Source organism: Aeromonas schubertii, from assembly GCF_000820105.1.
Taxonomy (GTDB): Bacteria; Pseudomonadota; Gammaproteobacteria; order Enterobacterales; family Aeromonadaceae; genus Aeromonas; species Aeromonas schubertii.
This window is the reverse complement of sequence record NZ_CDDB01000052.1, coordinates 176,136-193,049: the sequence shown is the minus strand read 5'-3', so window position 1 is coordinate 193,049 and position 16,914 is coordinate 176,136. Positions and strand designations below refer to the sequence as shown.

At 62.9% G+C, this 16,914-nt stretch carries 13 protein-coding genes; 4 read left to right on the top strand and 9 right to left on the bottom strand.

Features of this window, described 5'->3' with window-relative positions:
- Positions 1–16: 16 nt before the first annotated feature.
- From nrdG to nrdD, 3 genes are all read right to left on the bottom strand, one after another.
- Positions 17–508 carry an anaerobic ribonucleoside-triphosphate reductase-activating protein gene (gene nrdG / locus BN1133_RS11470; protein ID WP_050666664.1) on the bottom strand — a complete coding sequence of 164 codons (492 nt, stop codon included), beginning with the start codon at positions 506–508 and terminating at the stop codon, positions 17–19.
- On the bottom strand, positions 509–1,255 hold the full coding sequence (locus BN1133_RS19730; RefSeq protein ID WP_082177990.1) for a BRO-N domain-containing protein: 747 nt from the start codon (positions 1,253–1,255) through the stop codon (positions 509–511).
- 64 nt (positions 1,256–1,319) lie between these two features.
- Positions 1,320–3,437, bottom strand: coding sequence for an anaerobic ribonucleoside-triphosphate reductase (gene nrdD / locus BN1133_RS11460; RefSeq protein WP_050666662.1), 2,118 nt, complete (start codon positions 3,435–3,437; stop codon positions 1,320–1,322).
- 412 nt (positions 3,438–3,849) lie between these two features.
- Here nrdD and BN1133_RS11455 point away from each other — a divergent pair, with 412 nt between their 5' ends.
- Positions 3,850–4,821 carry an ABC transporter substrate-binding protein gene (locus tag BN1133_RS11455; protein ID WP_050666661.1) on the top strand — a complete coding sequence of 324 codons (972 nt, stop codon included), beginning with the start codon at positions 3,850–3,852 and terminating at the stop codon, positions 4,819–4,821.
- Between the two features lie 30 nt (positions 4,822–4,851).
- Here the strand turns inward: BN1133_RS11455 and ligA are convergent, their stop codons facing one another.
- The 3 genes from ligA to BN1133_RS11440 form a co-directional block, all read right to left on the bottom strand.
- On the bottom strand, positions 4,852–6,864 hold the full coding sequence (gene ligA / locus BN1133_RS11450) for an NAD-dependent DNA ligase LigA (RefSeq protein ID WP_050666660.1): 2,013 nt from the start codon (positions 6,862–6,864) through the stop codon (positions 4,852–4,854).
- An 80-nt stretch (positions 6,865–6,944) separates the two neighbouring features.
- Positions 6,945–8,045 carry a cell division protein ZipA gene (zipA, locus tag BN1133_RS11445; protein WP_050666659.1) on the bottom strand — a complete coding sequence of 367 codons (1,101 nt, stop codon included), beginning with the start codon at positions 8,043–8,045 and terminating at the stop codon, positions 6,945–6,947.
- A gap of 15 nt (positions 8,046–8,060) precedes the next feature.
- Positions 8,061–11,417, bottom strand: coding sequence for an AAA family ATPase (locus BN1133_RS11440; protein WP_050666658.1), 3,357 nt, complete (start codon positions 11,415–11,417; stop codon positions 8,061–8,063).
- A gap of 99 nt (positions 11,418–11,516) precedes the next feature.
- Here BN1133_RS11440 and cysZ point away from each other — a divergent pair, with 99 nt between their 5' ends.
- Both cysZ and BN1133_RS11430 read left to right on the top strand, forming a co-directional pair.
- The gene (cysZ, locus tag BN1133_RS11435; RefSeq protein ID WP_050666657.1) at positions 11,517–12,284 is read left to right on the top strand and encodes a sulfate transporter CysZ; all 768 of its coding nucleotides are present in this window, start codon (positions 11,517–11,519) and stop codon (positions 12,282–12,284) included.
- Between the two features lie 118 nt (positions 12,285–12,402).
- Entirely contained in the window at positions 12,403–13,017 is a 615-nt protein-coding gene (locus BN1133_RS11430) for a trimeric intracellular cation channel family protein (protein WP_050666656.1), read from the top strand.
- An 81-nt stretch (positions 13,018–13,098) separates the two neighbouring features.
- On the opposite strand, the gene BN1133_RS11425 is transcribed toward BN1133_RS11430, so the two are convergent.
- The 3 genes from BN1133_RS11425 to BN1133_RS11415 all read right to left on the bottom strand — a co-directional run bounded on the left by BN1133_RS11425 (position 13,099) and on the right by BN1133_RS11415 (position 15,230).
- A complete protein-coding gene (locus tag BN1133_RS11425; protein ID WP_050666655.1) occupies positions 13,099–13,557 on the bottom strand; it encodes a methylglyoxal synthase in 459 nt (152 codons plus the stop codon).
- A 107-nt stretch (positions 13,558–13,664) separates the two neighbouring features.
- Positions 13,665–14,057 (bottom strand): hypothetical protein, encoded by a 393-nt coding sequence (locus tag BN1133_RS11420; RefSeq protein ID WP_153006752.1) that lies wholly within the window; start codon positions 14,055–14,057, stop codon positions 13,665–13,667.
- A 9-nt stretch (positions 14,058–14,066) separates the two neighbouring features.
- Positions 14,067–15,230, bottom strand: a complete 1,164-nt coding sequence (locus tag BN1133_RS11415) for an FAD-dependent oxidoreductase (RefSeq protein ID WP_050666742.1) — start codon at positions 15,228–15,230, stop codon at positions 14,067–14,069.
- 207 nt (positions 15,231–15,437) lie between these two features.
- On the opposite strand from BN1133_RS11415, the gene miaB reads away from it, so the two are divergent.
- Positions 15,438–16,871, top strand: a complete 1,434-nt coding sequence (miaB, locus tag BN1133_RS11410; RefSeq protein ID WP_050666653.1) for a tRNA (N6-isopentenyl adenosine(37)-C2)-methylthiotransferase MiaB — start codon at positions 15,438–15,440, stop codon at positions 16,869–16,871.
- Positions 16,872–16,914 lie beyond the last annotated feature (43 nt).

Sequence of the window (16,914 nt, the reverse complement as noted above, 5' to 3'; positions counted from 1 at the left end):
CGAACGCCCGGTTTTTTTATTGCTCGCCGTCGCTTTCGTCCCCGAGCCGAAAGCGATGAATGATCTGGTTGCTACTACCACGCCACACCAGGCCCGGATCGGCCAACGCTTGCTCGAAGCGGCCATCGACCAGGGTGTCGATGAGGCTCACCACCTCCTGCTGGGCCGCCGTGAGCTCGTCGAGGCGATAACCGGTCCAACACCAGATGTCCTTGTCCGGGCACTCGGCGCGCACCCGTTTCACCAGGGCCAGCACGTCGGCCAGGTTGGCCGGGTGAAGCGGGTCGCCACCGGAGAGCGAAAGACCGCGCCGCTTGATGCGGGTATCGCTTAAATCGGCGATCACCCGATCGCTCATGGCCCGATCGAACGGGTGGCCGCTGTCGAGGCGCCAGGTGGACTGGTTGTAACAGCCACGACACTGGTGCTCGCAGCCCGATACAAACAGGGTGGCCCGGGTGCCCGGGCCATTGATCACATCAACTGGATAATACTGGTGATAAAACATTTAATCTCTATTCAATACAGAAAGAATAACATCTCTAGGGAAAAGCTTATTAAATCCAACCCCATCCATTGATATTTTCTTTGTTTCTATCTGACCTTCTAAACATACTTTATCGCACATGCAGAATATATAGTATTTAGTCGCATCATCCATCCCATCACAATACTCGTCAATATGAGCAAACCGTGCAAAATCACTAGAGCTCTCTTTGATCAAAGTGACCTCATTGGATAGATGAGATATTCTGGCAGAATGTTCGGCCAGTTGAGCCTTGGTTTCCCTTTCCAACTTTTCTCTGGCTGCTATTTCACTAACCATTAGCTTTGCAAGTCTCATCAGGTCAGACTCCGCCTGGGAAGGTGGAGGATAGTTGCCAAATTTTATAATGGAGGGTATTACTTCATGGAAAACCCAGCGTTGAAATCTCTTACATGCAGGACTCTTGTCTCTCGACAACAAGCGAAGAAGTCCTGGTTGAGTCACATACAATTCATGACCTGGATTATCGAGAGTCGGTTCACCTTGGATTATTTGCTGTTCATCTGGTTCGAGAGCTTCAATTTGTGCACGATAAAAACCATCAAACCCAACATTTACATTCCCTGTCGAATGCAATCTATTTTCAGCAATTAATATACGAACAACATCAGGAAGAGAAAACAAAACCTCTGCATCTCTATTTATTGTTTTTATCTTATTTTGACCCTGTTCTGTTTCATAAGATAAGACAAGAAGAGAAAGATCCATTTTTACCCCACTTTATGTTTTTAAGCATGGTTGCATTAACCAAATGGATAATGCAACCAATACATCACATATGTTTGACGCGGCGCTTGACCTCTTCCTGCTTGCCCGCATTGAAGGGACGGGCATCCGGGCTACCGAGGTAGCCACACACCCGGCGGGTCACCGACACCTTGGCGGGATCGTGGTTACCGCAGCGCGGACAGGTGAAGCCCTTGGAGGTGCACTCGAACTCGCCGGTGAAACCACAGTCGTAGCACTCGTCGATGGGGGTGTTGGTGCCATAGTAGGGCACCTTGTCGTAGCTGTAGTCCCATACGTTCTCCAGCGCCTCCAGATTGTGCTGGATGTTGGGATACTCCCCGTAACAGATGAAGCCACCGCTGGCGATGGGCGGATAGGGGGCCTCGAAGTCGATCTTGTCGTAGGGGTTGACCTGCTTCTCCACATCGAGGTGGAAGCTGTTGGTGTAGTAACCCTTGTCGGTCACCCCCGGCACCACACCGAACTCCTTGGCATCGACGCGGCAGAAACGGGTGCAGAGGTTCTCGCTCGGGGTGGAGTAGAGGCTAAAGCCATAGCCGGTCTCACGCTTCCATCCATCGACCGCATCGCGCAGGCGCTGCACGATGGCCACCGCCTTCTGGCGCAGGGTCTCGTCGTCAAAGACGTGAACCTGGTTGCCAAACAGGGCGTTGATGGTCTCGTGAAGGCCGATATAGCCCAGCGAAATGGAGGCACGACCGTTTTTGAAGATCTCGCTGATGTTGTCATCGGCCTTGAGGCGCACACCGCAGGCCCCTTCCATATAGAGGATGGGGGCGACCCGGGCCTTGACCCCGTCGAGGCGCTCGATGCGGTACATCAGTGCCTTTTTGGCAACCCGCAGGGCGGCATCGAGACGATCAAAGAAGTCTGCCTCGTCGCGAGCCTGCAGGGCGATGCGCGGCAGGTTGAGGCTCACTACCCCCAGGTTGTTGCGCCCCTCGTGAATGAGCTCGCCATTCTCCTCGTAGGCACCGAGGAAGGAGCGACATCCCATGGGGGTCTTGAAGGAGCCGGTCACCTTGACCACCTGGTCGTAGTTGAGGATGTCCGGGTACATGCGCTTGGAGGCGCACTCCAGGGCCAGCTGCTTGATGTCGTAGTTGGGATCGCCCGGCCGATGGTTGAGACCATCCCTGATGGCAAACACCAGTTTCGGGAAGACCGCGGTCTTTTTGTTCTTGCCAAGGCCGGCGATGCGGTTTTGCAAGATGGCGCGCTGGATCATCCGCGACTCCCAGCTCTCGCCAAGGCCAAAGCCGAAGGTGACAAACGGGGTCTGGCCGTTGGCGGTGTGCAGGGTGTTCACCTCGTACTCGAGGGACTGGAAGGCGTCATAGCACTCCTTCTCGGTACGGGCCATGGCATAGCCTTCGGCGTCCGCAATGCCCCACTCCTGTGCCACCTCGCGGTGCTTCTCCCAGCTGATGGTCACGTAGGGGGCCAGCACCTCATCGATACGGTTGATGGTGGTGCCGCCATAGATGTGACTCGCCACCTGGGCGATGATCTGGGCAGTGACCGCGGTGGCGGTACTGATGGATTTGGGGGTGTCGATCTCGGCGTTGCCCATCTTGAAGCCGTGGGTCAACATTCCCTTCAGATCGATCAACATGCAGTTGAACATGGGAAAGAAGGGGGAGTAATCGAGATCGTGGAAGTGCAGCGCCCCGCTCTCGTGGGCCTGTACCACATCACGCGGCAGCATGTAGGTGGTGGCATAGTGCTTGGCCACGATCCCTGCCAGCAGGTCGCGCTGGGTCGGGATCACCTTGGAATCCTTGTTGGCGTTCTCGTTGAGCAGGGCGGCATTGGTCTGCTCCACCAGGCCGCGGATCTCGCGGGCCAGGCGGCCACGGGTCTCGCGCTCGCGATCCCGGTCGTGACGGTATTCGATGTAGACGCGGGCGATCTCCTTGTGATCCGAGGCCATCAGGCGGTTTTCCACCAGAGTCTGGATCTCGTGAATGTCCACCTCACCGCGCCCTTCAAGCTCCAGGCAGACCTGGGCAGCAATCTCTTCGGCCAACTCACGCTGGGGATGAGCGACGGCCTCGGCAGCCCGGGCGACCGCCTCGACAATCAGATTGGCATCAAATGGTGCTCGGCAGCCATCGCGCTTGATCACAACCGGTTTCATGATTCACTCCCCGTAAAAAACCGGCCTGCCAGCCGGTGTCGCCCTTGAATGGTTCACGTCAGCGCCCGGCCCTGGACGCAGCAGACCGTATCCCGGCTAGAGAAAACCCGGACACAGTGCAGACGAGAACAGCTTATGCACAACTTATAAACACAACATATAGGTGAAAAACAAAATAGCGCAACTATATGTTGGGTGTATTAGGCCCGAAACGATCGCCGGGAATATTGATCCAGAACAGGTTTTTGAAACCCTGGCCAGGGCGCAACCAGCGCCATAAGAACCCCACGCAACAGCAGGGCAGAGCCCGCTTGGGCTGCATGGATTGCAAGAGGAAATGAAAAAAAACTCGCCCGTCGGTAAAGGGCGACAAGGGCGTTTATGCTCAACAGACGCTTAGGGAGATCACCTCATGAAACCCATGCTACTTCTGCTGTTGCTCATCACGGTTCAGAGTGTGCAAGCCGGCAAGCTGCTTATCATCAGCAGCTACCACCCCGACTATGCCTGGGACATAAGTTACAACCAGGGAGTGCTGAGCCAGCTCAAGGGTCACCACGAGATAAGCCGCTTCTATCTCGACACCAAGCGCCTTCCCCGCGAGCGCTTCGATCAGCAGGCGGCCGATGCCCTGGCCTTCTATCACAAGGTCAGGCCAGACTGGGTCTTGCTTTCGGATGATAACGCCATCAACTATCTGGCCCACCCCATCGCCGATGCGGGTACTCCCGTGGTCTTTCTCGGCATGAACGAGAACCCGCGCCACAAGGAGCTGCTGGGACGAAAAAACGTCACGGGCGTGCTGGAGCGCCCCCTGCTCAAGCGCAATATTCAGGAGATGTCGCGCATGATGGGGGGGCTCGACAAGGTGCTTGTCTTATTCGACTCCAGTGACGTGTCACTGGCCTCGGTGGATGACGAGTTTCGAACCCAGACCAACCTGAACATAGGGCAAACCCAGGTCACCATAGAGTTGATCGGCAACTACCCGCTCTGGCAGAAGCGGCTGCAGGAATCCAAAGAGCAGGGGTATCAGGCCATCTTTATCGGCCTCTATCACACCCTGACTGACGTGCAGGGGAGACACGTCAGTGAGAACGAGGTACTGGACTGGAGCAATCACCACGCCCCCCTCCCCCTGTTCTGCTTCTGGGAGTTTACCGTTGGCCAGGGCAAGGCGGCCGGGGGACTGGTACTGGACGGGCGAGAGCAGGGCATGATGGCAGCCGGTCTGCTCAATGCCATCATGGACGGTGCCCGGCCAGAGAGCATCTCCCCCCGGGCCGCACAGCGGGGCAAGTATGTTTTCAGCCGCAGTGAATTGGCGCGCTGGAAGCTGACACCACCGGAGCGCTGGGCTAACAAGGTGGAGTGGCTGGAATAACAGAGGGCCCCGTCAAGGGGCCCTCTCGCATCATGCCTGCTCTGCCAGAGCCTGCTGCAACTCGGCCTCGGTCCAGATGGTGATGCCAAGCTCCTGGGCCTTGGCAAGCTTGGAGCCCGCCGCCTCCCCCGCCACCAGCACGTCGGTCTTGGCCGAGACCGAGCCTGCCACCTTGGCGCCGAGTGCCTGCAGGGCCGCCTTGGCGTCATTGCGCGACAGGGTGGTGAGGGTGCCGGTCAGCACGAAGGTCTTGCCGGCGAAGGGTTGCTCGCTGGCCTCCTTCTTCTCGATGGCCGGCCAGTGAATGCCCGCAGCCAGCAGGGCCTCGAGTACCTCGATGTTGTGAGGTTGTCGCAGGAAGAACCAGACGTGTTTGGCCACCACCTCACCCACGTCGGCCACCTCGAGCAGTTGCTCGACCGAGGCGGCACGCAGGGCCTCCAGGGTGAGGAAGTGGTTGGCCAGATTGAGGGCCGTGGCCTCCCCCACCTCACGGATCCCCAGGGCAAACAGGAAGCGCGGCAGGGTGGTGCTGCGCGCCTTGTCGATGGCGGCCACCAGATTCTGGGCCGACTTGGGCCCCATTCGCTCCAGGCGGGCCAGCACGATGGCGTTAAGCCCAAACAGGTCGGCCGGGGTCTTCACCAGCTCCCGCTCAACCAGCTGATCGACGATCTTGTCGCCCAGTCCCTCTATGTCCATGGCGCGGCGCGCCGCGAAGTGCTTGAGGGCCGCCGCCCGCTGGGCGCCGCAGAAGAGACCGCCGGAGCAGCGAGCCACCGCCTCCCCCTCGATACGCTCGATGGCCGAGCCACACACAGGGCAGGCATCCGGGAACAGGATGGCGCGGGCATCCGCCGGACGCTTGGCCTCGACCACAGAGACCACCTGCGGGATCACGTCGCCGGCGCGGCGCACGATCACGGTGTCGCCGACCATGACGCCGAGGCGCGCTATCTCGTCGCCGTTGTGCAAGGTGGCGTTGGAGACGGTAACGCCGCCGACGAAGACGGGCTTGAGCTTGGCGACCGGGGTGATGGCGCCGGTGCGGCCGACCTGGAACTCCACGTTCTCAAGCTCGGTCATCTCCTCCTGGGCGGGGAACTTGTGGGCGGTGGCCCAACGGGGCGCGCGCGCCACAAAACCCAGCTCCTGCTGCAGGGCGATGTCGTCCACCTTGTAGACCACCCCGTCGATCTCATAGGGAAGCCGGTCCCGACGGGCCAGGATGTCGTCGTGGAACGCCTGGCAGCCGGCGGCGCCCTCTTTCAGTTTCACCTCGGGGCTAAGGGGCAGCCCCCATGCCTGTAGCTGTTGCAAGCGACCAAAGTGAGAGCCTCCCAGCTCGTCGCCACCGACACCCACCCCATAGGCGTAGAAGTCGAGGGGACGGGAGGCGGTGATGCGGGAATCGAGCTGGCGCAGGCTGCCGGCGGCGGCGTTGCGCGGGTTGACGAACACCTTCTCGCCGGCGGCCAGGGCCCTGGCGTTCATCGCCTCAAACCCGGCCCTGGGCATAAACACCTCGCCGCGCACCTCGAGGCGTGCCGGCCAGCCAGCGCCGCTGAGGCGCAGGGGAATGGTGCGGATGGTGCGCACGTTCTCGGTGATCTCCTCCCCCGTGCTGCCATCGCCCCGGGTGGCGGCGCGCAGCAGCAGGCCATCCACATAGAGCAGGCTCACCGCCAGACCATCGAGCTTGGGCTCGCAGCAGAAGGTGAAGGTGTGGGAGCGCTTGAGCCTGTCCTGCATCCGTTGTTCGAAGGCCAGCAGCTCCTCGTCACTGAAGACGTTGTCGAGACTCAGCATGGGGATCTCGTGGGTCACCTGGGCAAAGGCCGACAGGGGGGCCGCACCGACACGCTGGCTGGGGGAATCGGGAGTGCGCAGCTCGGGATGCTCGGCCTCGAGGGCCAGCAGCTCGCGCATCAGGCGGTCATACTCGGCGTCGGTGACGGTCGGGGTGTCCAGCACATAGTACTGATGGCCATACTCGGTCAGCTGCTGGCTTAGTTGGCGGTGACGGGTCTGATAATCGCTCATCGTCTTCTTTCCGGGGTCCAGAAATGACGATGCGGCACCAAAGTACCGCATCGGGAAGGGTCATGGGTTCAACGCTTGCCTCAGTCGCGGCTTGCCTCGTAGGCGGCCAGCTCACGGCGGCAACGATCGATGGTCTCGTCGCTGAGGGGGCTGCGCTCCATGTCGGTCAGCATGGCGTCGAGATCGCTGGCCAGCTGATCGGCGGTGCGCAGCATCTCTTCAAACGCCAGAGCGGCGTTGCTGCGCAGGGGCAGTTGCATAAACAGCGACACCCCCGGAGTGGTGAACTGCTCCATCCGGTAGGGGTTGAAGGTACCCGGCTTGACCATGTTGATGATGGAGAAGAGCACCTCGCCGTGACCGTCGGCATCCTCGTGGCGGTGGAAGATCTCCATCTCGCCGAACTTGAAGCCGGTCGCCAGCAGGGAGGAGAGCAGGGTGCCCCCTTCCAGCTCGCGGCCGGGACGAGCCATCAGGTTCATCACGTAGACGTCCTGCCAGGTCTTCTCGACCGGCGCACGTACCGGTTCGGCCTCCGGCTCATAGGGGGGCTCGGCACGCAGTGCGGGCTCGGGCTCATAACGGGGCTCGGCGCGCAGCTCGGGTTCGGGCTCATAGGCCGGCGGTTGCGGCTCCTCGTCGAGGGGCGCGCTCATCACGGGCTCGCGCTGGGGACGGCTGCGAGGCTGTACCGGTGTGCGGCGAATCACGGGTGAGGGCTTGCGCACCGGCGCAGGCTCTGGTTGAACCTCATCGTCCTCCTCCGGCTCGGGCTCATAGGCGGGGGGGCTCATGCGCGGAGCCGGCTCGGCATAGGCCAGTTCAGCCGGACGCGGCTGACGGGCATAGGCAGGCTCGACACGAGGCTGAGGCTCGAGAGGCGGCAGCTCGTCTTCGTCGTCCTCTTCCTCGCGGCGATAGATGGGGGGGGCACGGCGAGCCGGCTTGGGCTCCTCCGGCTGCATCTTGGGCTCGGCGCGACGGCTGCTGACCACCCGCACCTGACCGATGCCATCATCATCGAAACTGTCGTCATCGCGGGAGCGGGTCTCGACCCGGCCGAGAGGCTTCTCCTTGATGGGCGACTTGCGATTCTTTCTGTTAGTCCACAACCCGTGAATGAGCAATGCCGCGATGGCAATCCCGCCCAAGGCAACCAAGATGTAGCGCAATTCCTGCATTAGCTGCTTCTCTTTCTAGTTTTGCTCAGCCAGAGCGACGGCTTCACCAATATCAACCGAGACGATGCGGGATACCCCGGGCTCTTGCATCGTCACGCCGACCAGCTGCTCGGCCATCTCCATGGAGACCTTATTATGACTGATGTAAACGAACTGTACTGTGCTCGACATCTCTTTGACAAGAGAACAGAAGCGACCCACGTTCACTTCATCGAGCGGTGCATCCACCTCATCCAGCATACAAAAAGGTGCTGGATTGAGTCTGAAGATGGCAAAAACCAGCGCAAGCGCGGTCAGCGCCTTCTCCCCTCCAGACAACAGGGCGATGGTAGCATTCTTTTTCCCCGGTGGTCTCGCCATGATGGTGACCCCGGCCTCCAGCAGATCGTCGGAAGTGAGTTCGAGCCAGGCGCTCCCACCCCCAAATACCTTTGGAAACAGCGATTTTAAATCTTCGTTGACCTTATCGAAAGTGTCTCGGAAGCGGATTTGTGTCTCCCGGTCGATTCTTTTGATGGCCTGCTCCAGGGTTTCGAGGGCCTGTTCGAGGTCCTGGCACTGGTTTTCCATGTATTCGGCGCGGGTGCGCGCCTCTTCATACTCCTCGAGCGCCGCCAGGTTGATGGCGCCCAGTGCCGTCACCTGCTCCTCCAGAGCCTGGATCTCCTGACGCAGCTTGCCGCGATCCGCCTGTAGCAGGGCGGCCTGATCGAGATCGGCAAAGCGCACCCCCAGCTCCTCGAACTGCTCGTGCAGTGCCTGCCTGCGAGTGAGCAGTCGCTCTCGCTCCAGCCTTAGCTGTGCCAACTTCTCTTGCAGCCCCACCAGAGACTTGTGATCCTCCTGGCGACGTTTGTCGAGGGCCGTCAGCTCACTTTCGAGGTGGGCCAGCGCCTGATGGGTGGTCAGTTGCTCCGCCTCCAGCCGGCGCTGGGTCTCGAGCAGGGGGGGCAGATCCACCGCCTCATCGCGCTCGGGCAGGGCCAACTGGGCGTGCTCTTCGCGTACCCGGACCAGCTCGGTGCGATGGAGCTCGCACAGATGGCGGCAGCTCTCCCGCTCCTGCTGCAGACGCTGGGCATCGGAGTGGGCGTGCTCCCTGGCCTGCCTGGCCTGCTCCAGACTCTCGTCGAGCCCCTGCTGCTCCCGCTGCGCCCGCTGCAGCGCCTCATCCTCTCCCCGGCTCTGCCACTCCTCGAGGCGCTCCTCGGCCAGCAACTTGGCCTCACAGGCCGCCTCCTGACGCGCCTGCTCGGTCACGAGCTCTTCATCCAGACGAGCGAGCTCGCCGGCGATACGCCGATGACGCTCGCCACGCTCGCTCTGGCGCCCCTCCTCGAGTCGCCACAGCTCCCGCGCCTGCTGCAGACCCTGCTCGGCTTCGCGCAGCCGCGCCGTCGTCTGCGCCAGCGCCTCGTCAGCACTCGCCGCCATCACCCCGGCCTGCTCGTGCAGGGCTTCGAGGCGCAGTGACTCGGCCTCCAGGTGCACCGCCTCGCCGGCCAGTCGCTCACTCTCGGCCTGCAAGGACAAGCGCCCCAAACGCTGGCTCTGTCCAAGATCGGCCCAGTTACGGCCAAACCACTCCCCGAGCGGGGTGATCACCGACTCGCCCTGCGCCAGCGTGGGTCGCAGGGCAAGGGCAGCCGCCCTGTCCGGCGCGGTGCGAATGGTATTGATAAAATCCGGCAGATAGTCGCCCCTGACCCGCTCGGCCAGCGAGCCGGCGGCGGGGGGGGCGGCCCGACCCACAAAGCGCCCCTGCACGATCTCATGGTCGGACTCGCCCGTGGTGGCACCCAGCCAGTGACCGAGTACCTTGTCGAGGGCCTGGGCCCAGGCCTGGTCCAGAGTGAGGTGATCCCCAAGCCCCTCCTGCGGCTCCTCGCCGAGCAGGGCCTCCAGGGTCTGCAGGCGCGCCCTGTGCTCGCGCAGGGCACCCAGGGCACCCTGCCAGCGGGCCTGAGCCTCCCGCAGCCCGCTCTGACACTGGCTCTGCCTGACGGCGGCGCCGGCGTGGTTCGCCTGGGCTGCAGCGAGCGCCGCCTCGAGAGGGGGAAGAGGACTCGGGGAGACCCCCATGACGGGTTCGCCCCGCTCGTCTTCGAGCTTGAGGCGGGCGAGACGGATGCGGGCCAACAGCTCTTGCCGGTGGCTGACCTCGGCGTTGAGGCGAGTCAGCTCCCCTTGCAGCTCCCCGAGGCGCAGTTGCCACTGCTCGCGCAACCCGCGCAGCTGCACGACCCGCTCCTGACCTGCCTGCTGACGCCCTTGGGCCTCCTCCTGGCGGGCCTGGGCCTCCTCGAGGAGCAACTCGGCCCTCTCCCCCTCCAGCTGCAACTCGCCCAGCCGCGCCTCTTCCCGGGCCAACTGCTGCCCCAGGTGGTGCATACGCTCGGCCAGGGCGGCACGCCGACGCTGCCACTCCCTGCCCTGCTCGGCCCGGTGCAGGGTCTGCTGCTCGAGACGGGCGATGGCCTGACCACCGAGGAAGATCTGCTGCTGACGTTCGGCCTGCTCGGCCTGGCGCTCCTGGCGGGCGGTGGCAAGAGTCAGGGCTTGGGCCTCGTCGTGGGTGCGGCGGGCATCGAGGGCCGCCAGGGCCTGCTCATGTTCGGCGAGGGCCCCTTTGATCTCGACCAGCCGGTTTTCGATGCTCCACAGCTCGGAGCCGATCAGTTCGCTGCGTGCCGCCCGGCTGCGCCCCTTGAGCTGACGATAGCGCTCGGCCGTCTCGGCCTGGGCCTTGAGGTGCAAGAGCCGCTCCCCCAGCTCGCCCCGAATGTCGCCGAGGCGTTCCAGGTTGTCCCGGGTGTGACGGATGCGCTGCTCGGTCTCGCGCCGGCGCTCCTTGTAGCGCGACACCCCGGCGGCCTCCTCGAGGAACAGCTTGAGATCGGCCGGACGGGACTCCACCAGCCGGCTGACGGTGCCCTGCTCTATGATGGCGTAGCTGCGCGGGCCCAGCCCGGTGCCGAGAAAGAGGTCGGTGACATCCTTACGCCGGCACTTCTGGCCGTTGATAAAGTAGAGGTTATTGCCATCCCGGTAGACCTCGCGGCGCACCGCTATCTCGCTGAAGCGGCCAAACTCGCCGGGTACCCGGTGATGGGGATTGTCGAAGACCAGCTCGACCGAGGCGCGGGAGTGGGGGGAGCGGTTGGTGGAGCCATTGAAGATGACGTCTGTCATGTTCTCGCCACGCAGATGGCGCGCCGAGCTCTCCCCCAATACCCAGCGCACTGCGTCGATGACGTTGGACTTGCCGCAGCCGTTGGGCCCCACGACCGCCGTCATGTCCGCCGACAGACTGATCCGGGTGGGCTCCACAAACGACTTGAAGCCGGCAAGCTTGATCGATTTCAGACGCATGGAGAGGGGCAATCGTCGAGGGAAATGGCTGGCAACTTTACCAAATCGACAGCTTGTTTGTAATATGCGGGCATCTTCCGACCCACAGATGGACTCCTGATGAAGCAACCCCTGGTGAAAGATTCGGTCAGCGGCGCAGACTACTTCCTGCGCGGCTTCTCCCTCATCCGCCAACCGGGCATCCGCACCTTCGTGCTGATCCCCCTGTTGGTCAACGTGGTGCTGTTTGCCGCCGCCTTCTATGCCCTGCTGCTGCAGCTCGATGGTCTGTTTGCCTGGCTGCACCGGCAGATCCCCGAGTGGCTCTCCTGGCTCGACTATCTGCTCTGGCCCCTGGCCCTCATCACCATACTGGTGCTCTTCTCCTTCATCTTCAGCTCGGTGGCCAACTGGATAGCGGCCCCCTTCAACGGCCTGTTGGCCGAAAAGGTGGAGCAGGCCCTGACCGGCGAGACCCCGAGCGACAGTGGCGTGATGGACGTGGTCAAGGATATCCCCCGCACCTTCGGTCGCGAATGGCTCAAGCTCAAGTACTACCTGCCCAAGGCCATCGGCTGCCTGCTGCTGTTCCTCATCCCCGTGGTGGGGCAAACTCTGGCCCCCCTGCTCTGGTTCCTCTTCAGCGCCTGGATGATGGCGATCCAGTACGTGGACTATCCCTTCGATAACCACAAGATCGATTTCGTCACCATGCGCGAGGCGCTCAAGGCGCGGCGGGGCAAGTGCCTGAGTTTCGGCGCCCTGGTGACCCTCTTCTCCTCTATCCCCGTGGTCAATCTCTTCGTCATGCCGGTCGCCATCTGTGGCGCCACCGCCATGTGGGTCGATCAATACCGGACACAACACCTGCCACGACGGGCAGGGTAAACAAGAGGGGCGCCGCGGCGCCCCTCATCATTAGAAAAACTAACATTAATTTTTTGCATTTGCCCCACGCTCCTTGCATGAGTAGGATCCCCAGCTTTCGAATACCCTGGGATTTCTCATGCTGCACCTGCTCTTCATCATCGGTCTCATCGCCGAGGGGATGACCGGCGCCCTGGCCGCCGGTCGCCGCCGAATGGATCTCTTTGGCGTCATCATCATCGCCTCGGCCACCGCCATCGGGGGCGGCACCATCCGTGATGTGCTGCTCGGTCACTATCCTTTGCTCTGGGTGGAGCACCCGGAATACGTGCTGCTGGTGGCCGCCTCTGCCATGGCTGGCGTCGTCTCGGCGCCCCTGATGCGTTACCTCGGCAAGCTCTTTCTCGCCCTCGACGCCATGGGGCTGGTGGTCTTCTCCATCTTCGGTGCGGCCCGGGCTATCGAGATGGGCCACGGCCCCGCCATCGCCTGCATCATGGCGGTGGTGACCGGCGTCTTCGGCGGCGTGCTGCGGGATCTCCTCTGTCAACGCATCCCCCTGGTGTTTCGTCGGGAGCTCTACGCCGCCGTCTCCCTCGTCACGGCCGCCCTCTACTGCCTGGCCCTGGCCCATCAGGTGCCCAATGAATGGGCCGCCTTCGGTGCCATCGGCATCGGCTTCGTGTTGCGCCTGCTGGCGGTACGCTACAAGTGGGGCCTTCCGACCTTTCACTACCAGTTCGCCGCCCACTGAACGCAGAAGAGGCCAGCCGGTTCACCGGCTGGCCTCTCTCTTTGCAATCGGGCCCGAGTCGCCGCGTCAACGACGCCGCACTTACTCGGTGCGCTCCTTGAGATACCCCGCATAGTCGGGGATCTCGACGGTGAAAGCGCGGTTCATGTGGGGACAGTCCATCAGGAAATCGGCGGTCGCCTCGTTGGTCGCAACCGGAATGTTCCAGACCGCCGCCAGGCGCAACAGGGCCTTCACATCCGGATCGTGGGGCACGGCGTTGAGGGGATCCCAGAAGAAGATGAGCACATCGATTTTGCCCTCGGCGATGAGGGCACCCAACTGCTGATCCCCCCCCATGGGGCCGGAGAAGAGGCAGGTAATGGGGAGCGAGGCCGCCTTGCCGAGCCGGGTACCCGTGGTACCGGTAGCATAGAGGTGGTGCAGCTTGAGCTCCTCCTTGCGCCGTAGTACCCAGCGCTGAAGAGACTCTTTCATGTTGTCGTGGGCCACCAGGGCAACCCGCTTGTGGGCCGCCATTTCGCGTGTGGTGCTGCGCATCGTCAATTCCGTCGTCAGTTGCCAAAACAGGGGGGGCCATGCTACCCGAAAGGGGAGACAACTACCCATGACGCGTGGCGATAAGTGTGATCCTGCCGGCGCTTTACCTAGTCGCGCCCGCCCGGATAGAGGGTCATCCCCAGCGCCACAGAGAGGGCGGCCAGCCTGGCCAGCAACAGGGGTGGCAGGGTGTGGATGAGGGTCTCCCCCTCCCCGCTCTCGTAGCCCATGTCGAGGCGGCGCATCTCGCAGCGCCGCCAGATTGCCGCCGAGGCGGTGGACAGGGCCTCAATATGGGCCACCAGCCTCTCGATCACCGGACCGGGCTCCTCGAGCCCTTCCCCCTCTTCACCCAGTTCGAAACGGGCCAGCCACGAGCCGCCCTCCGGGTGCAACGCCAGCCGCGACATACCCGCCAGCTCAAACTCCCTGGCCAGGGGAGTGAGATCCTCGCAAGAGGCCAGATCCAGATCCACATTCAAAAATCGGCAAGGCGTCATCCCGCTTCCCTACTGCAAGCCGAGGGCATAACGCAGGGCCAGCGCCTTGAGCGGCCCCGCCTTGTCCGCCAGATTGAGCCCCAGGTTGCGCACCACGGACAGAGGCCCGAGCCGGTTGCTAAAGGCGGCGTAGAAGAGATCCATCCCCGACTGCATCAGCTGGTTGTCGGGGCGGCGACGACGCTCATAGCGGCCGGCCAGCGAGGCCTCGTGCCACAGCTCCCCGGCCCTGGCCAGCAGGTCGCACCAGCAGGCCACGTCCTTGAAGCCGAGGTTGACCCCCTGACCCGCCAACGGATTGATGGTATGGGCGGAGTCCCCCAGCAGCACCACACGACCGGCGTGATAGCGGTTGGCATGGCGCCGCACCAGAGGAAAGCTGCCGCGCCCGGTGATCCGAAAACCGCCGAGGCGGTGTGGGAAGGCGGCCCGAACGGCCTGTTCCAGCTCGGGCAGGGTGAGCCCCATCAGCTCGCGGATGCGCGCCGGGCTGTCATACCAGACCAGGGAGCCATGCGCTCCACAAAGCGGCAGGAAGGCGCGCGGGCCGCTCGGGGTAAACTGCTGCCAGGTCATATCCTGCTGTCCCTCATCGGTGTCGATGTTGATGAGCATGCAGTGCTGACGGTACTCGAAACGCGACACCCCGATGCCGGCCAGCCGGCGGGTGAGGGACTCGGCCCCGTCGCAGGCCAGCACCCAGCGGGCCCGCAGCTGGCTGCCATCATCGAGCGTCAGGGTGGCACACTCAGGCGTCTGGGCCAGTGCCGTGATGCGGGCCGGGGTCAGGGTGTGCACATTGGGCCACGCTTCCATGGCCGCCAGCAGCCCCAGCTGGATCAGGCGGTTCTCGACGATATAGCCGAGCTGGGGCAAGCCCAGATCGTCGGCACAAAAGCGGGTGGCAAAGCCCTCCCACTCCCAGGTCTCGAGGCGGCGATAGGGGCAGGCGCGCATGGCACGGGTAGCCTCCCAGGCGCCGGCTCGCTCGAGCAGAGAGACCGAGGCGGCGCTGATGGCCGAGACCCGCAGGTCCATGGGCTGAGCCGGGTCGAAGGGGGCGGGCAGCTCGGCCTCGATGACACTCACCTCGAGTCCCTGGCGCGCCAGCAGGCAGGCGGCCGCGGCGCCGACCATGCCACCGCCGACGATGGCGATATCGCAAGATTGCATCATTGATTGTTCCGTGGACGGTTCCATTGGCGGAAAGTGGGGCCATTGTAGCCTGCTTTGGAGGCTCGTGGCAGCGTGGGGGAGTCGCAAAAACCGCATGCCAGGCAGGGATTTGCCCCTCTGGATATTAACTGGTCAGAGCCACCTTTGCGGAGTAAAATGCCCGGTCCTTTGATCATGCCGACATCAACACCCGCAAGAGTAGCAATGAGCAAGAAACTTCATATCAAGACCTGGGGCTGCCAGATGAACGAGTACGACTCGTCCAAGATGGCCGACCTGCTCGACGCCAGCAACGGTTACCAGCTCACCGAAGAGCCCGAAGAGGCCGATGTGCTGTTGCTGAATACCTGCTCCATCCGTGAGAAGGCGCAGGAGAAGGTATTCCACCAGCTGGGGCGCTGGAAGCTGCTCAAGGAGAAGAATCCCGCCCTGGTAATCGGGGTAGGTGGCTGTGTCGCCTCCCAGGAGGGAGACGCCATCCGCAGCCGTGCCCCCTATGTGGACATCGTCTTTGGCCCCCAGACCCTGCACCGCCTGCCGACCATGATCAAGAGCGTCCAGGAGGGCCGCGGCGCCCAGGTGGACGTGAGCTTCCCCGAGATAGAGAAGTTTGATCGGCTGCCCGAACCCCGTGCCGAAGGCCCCACCGCCTATGTCTCCATCATGGAGGGGTGCTCCAAGTACTGCACCTACTGCGTGGTGCCCTACACCCGTGGCGAAGAGGTGAGCCGTCCCCTGGACGATGTGCTCTACGAGATCGCCCAACTCGCCGAGCAGGGGGTGCGCGAGGTCAACCTGCTGGGCCAGAACGTCAACGCCTGGCGTGGTGCCACCCATGACGACGGCATCTGCACCTTCGCCGAGCTGCTGCGCCTGGTGGCCGCCATCGACGGCATCGACCGCATTCGCTACACCACCAGCCACCCCATCGAGTTCACCGACGACATCATCGAGGTGTACAAGGATACCCCCGAGCTGGTGAGCTTCCTGCACCTGCCGGTGCAAAGCGGCTCGGACCGCATCCTGACCCTGATGAAGCGCCCCCACACGGCCCTCGAGTACAAGTCGAAGATCCGCCGCCTGCGAGCCGCCCGCCCGGACATCACCGTCAGCTCCGACTTTATCGTCGGCTTCCCCGGCGAGAGCGAGGAGGACTTCGAGGCCACCATGAGGCTCATCGAGGAGGTGGGTTTCGACATGAGCTTCAGCTTCATCTTCAGCCCGCGCCCGGGCACCCCGGCCGCCGACCTGCCGGATGATGTGGATATGGAGGTGAAGAAAGAGCGCCTCTATCGACTGCAACACGTCATCAACAACCAGGCGATGCAGCTGAGCCGCGCCATGCAGGGGTCGACCCAACGCATCCTGGTAGAGGGGCCCTCCAAGCTCAATCCCATGGAGCTGCGTGGCCGCACCGAGAACAACCGGGTGGTCAACTTCGAGGGTCCCCACAGCCTCATCGGTCACTTCGCCGACGTGGAGATCACCGAGGTGATGCCCCACTCCCTGCGCGGCCGCTTCCTGCACGGGGAAGAGGCGATGGGTCTGCGGGTCGCCACGGCACCGGGCGAGATCCTGGCCCGCCGCCCGGACAACGTGCCGGACGAGCTGGGCGTCGCCGGCTTTACCCCCCACTGATTCCATCAGCCGCCTGCCCTTCGGGCGGGCGGCTTCGTCTTGC

What these genes read in the sequence shown, in the direction of transcription:
- nrdG (WP_050666664.1), bottom strand. Translation starts at nt 508, where the DNA reads ATGTTTTATCACCAGTATTATCCAGTTGATGTGATCAATGGCCCGGGC.
- BN1133_RS19730 (WP_082177990.1), bottom strand. Translation starts at nt 1,255, where the DNA reads ATGGATCTTTCTCTTCTTGTCTTATCTTATGAAACAGAACAGGGTCAA.
- nrdD (WP_050666662.1), bottom strand. Translation starts at nt 3,437, where the DNA reads ATGAAACCGGTTGTGATCAAGCGCGATGGCTGCCGAGCACCATTTGAT.
- BN1133_RS11455 (WP_050666661.1), top strand. Translation starts at nt 3,850, where the DNA reads ATGAAACCCATGCTACTTCTGCTGTTGCTCATCACGGTTCAGAGTGTG.
- ligA (WP_050666660.1), bottom strand. Translation starts at nt 6,864, where the DNA reads ATGAGCGATTATCAGACCCGTCACCGCCAACTAAGCCAGCAGCTGACC.
- zipA (WP_050666659.1), bottom strand. Translation starts at nt 8,045, where the DNA reads ATGCAGGAATTGCGCTACATCTTGGTTGCCTTGGGCGGGATTGCCATC.
- BN1133_RS11440 (WP_050666658.1), bottom strand. Translation starts at nt 11,417, where the DNA reads ATGCGTCTGAAATCGATCAAGCTTGCCGGCTTCAAGTCGTTTGTGGAG.
- cysZ (WP_050666657.1), top strand. Translation starts at nt 11,517, where the DNA reads ATGAAGCAACCCCTGGTGAAAGATTCGGTCAGCGGCGCAGACTACTTC.
- BN1133_RS11430 (WP_050666656.1), top strand. Translation starts at nt 12,403, where the DNA reads ATGCTGCACCTGCTCTTCATCATCGGTCTCATCGCCGAGGGGATGACC.
- BN1133_RS11425 (WP_050666655.1), bottom strand. Translation starts at nt 13,557, where the DNA reads ATGCGCAGCACCACACGCGAAATGGCGGCCCACAAGCGGGTTGCCCTG.
- BN1133_RS11420 (WP_153006752.1), bottom strand. Translation starts at nt 14,057, where the DNA reads ATGACGCCTTGCCGATTTTTGAATGTGGATCTGGATCTGGCCTCTTGC.
- BN1133_RS11415 (WP_050666742.1), bottom strand. Translation starts at nt 15,230, where the DNA reads ATGCAATCTTGCGATATCGCCATCGTCGGCGGTGGCATGGTCGGCGCC.
- miaB (WP_050666653.1), top strand. Translation starts at nt 15,438, where the DNA reads ATGAGCAAGAAACTTCATATCAAGACCTGGGGCTGCCAGATGAACGAG.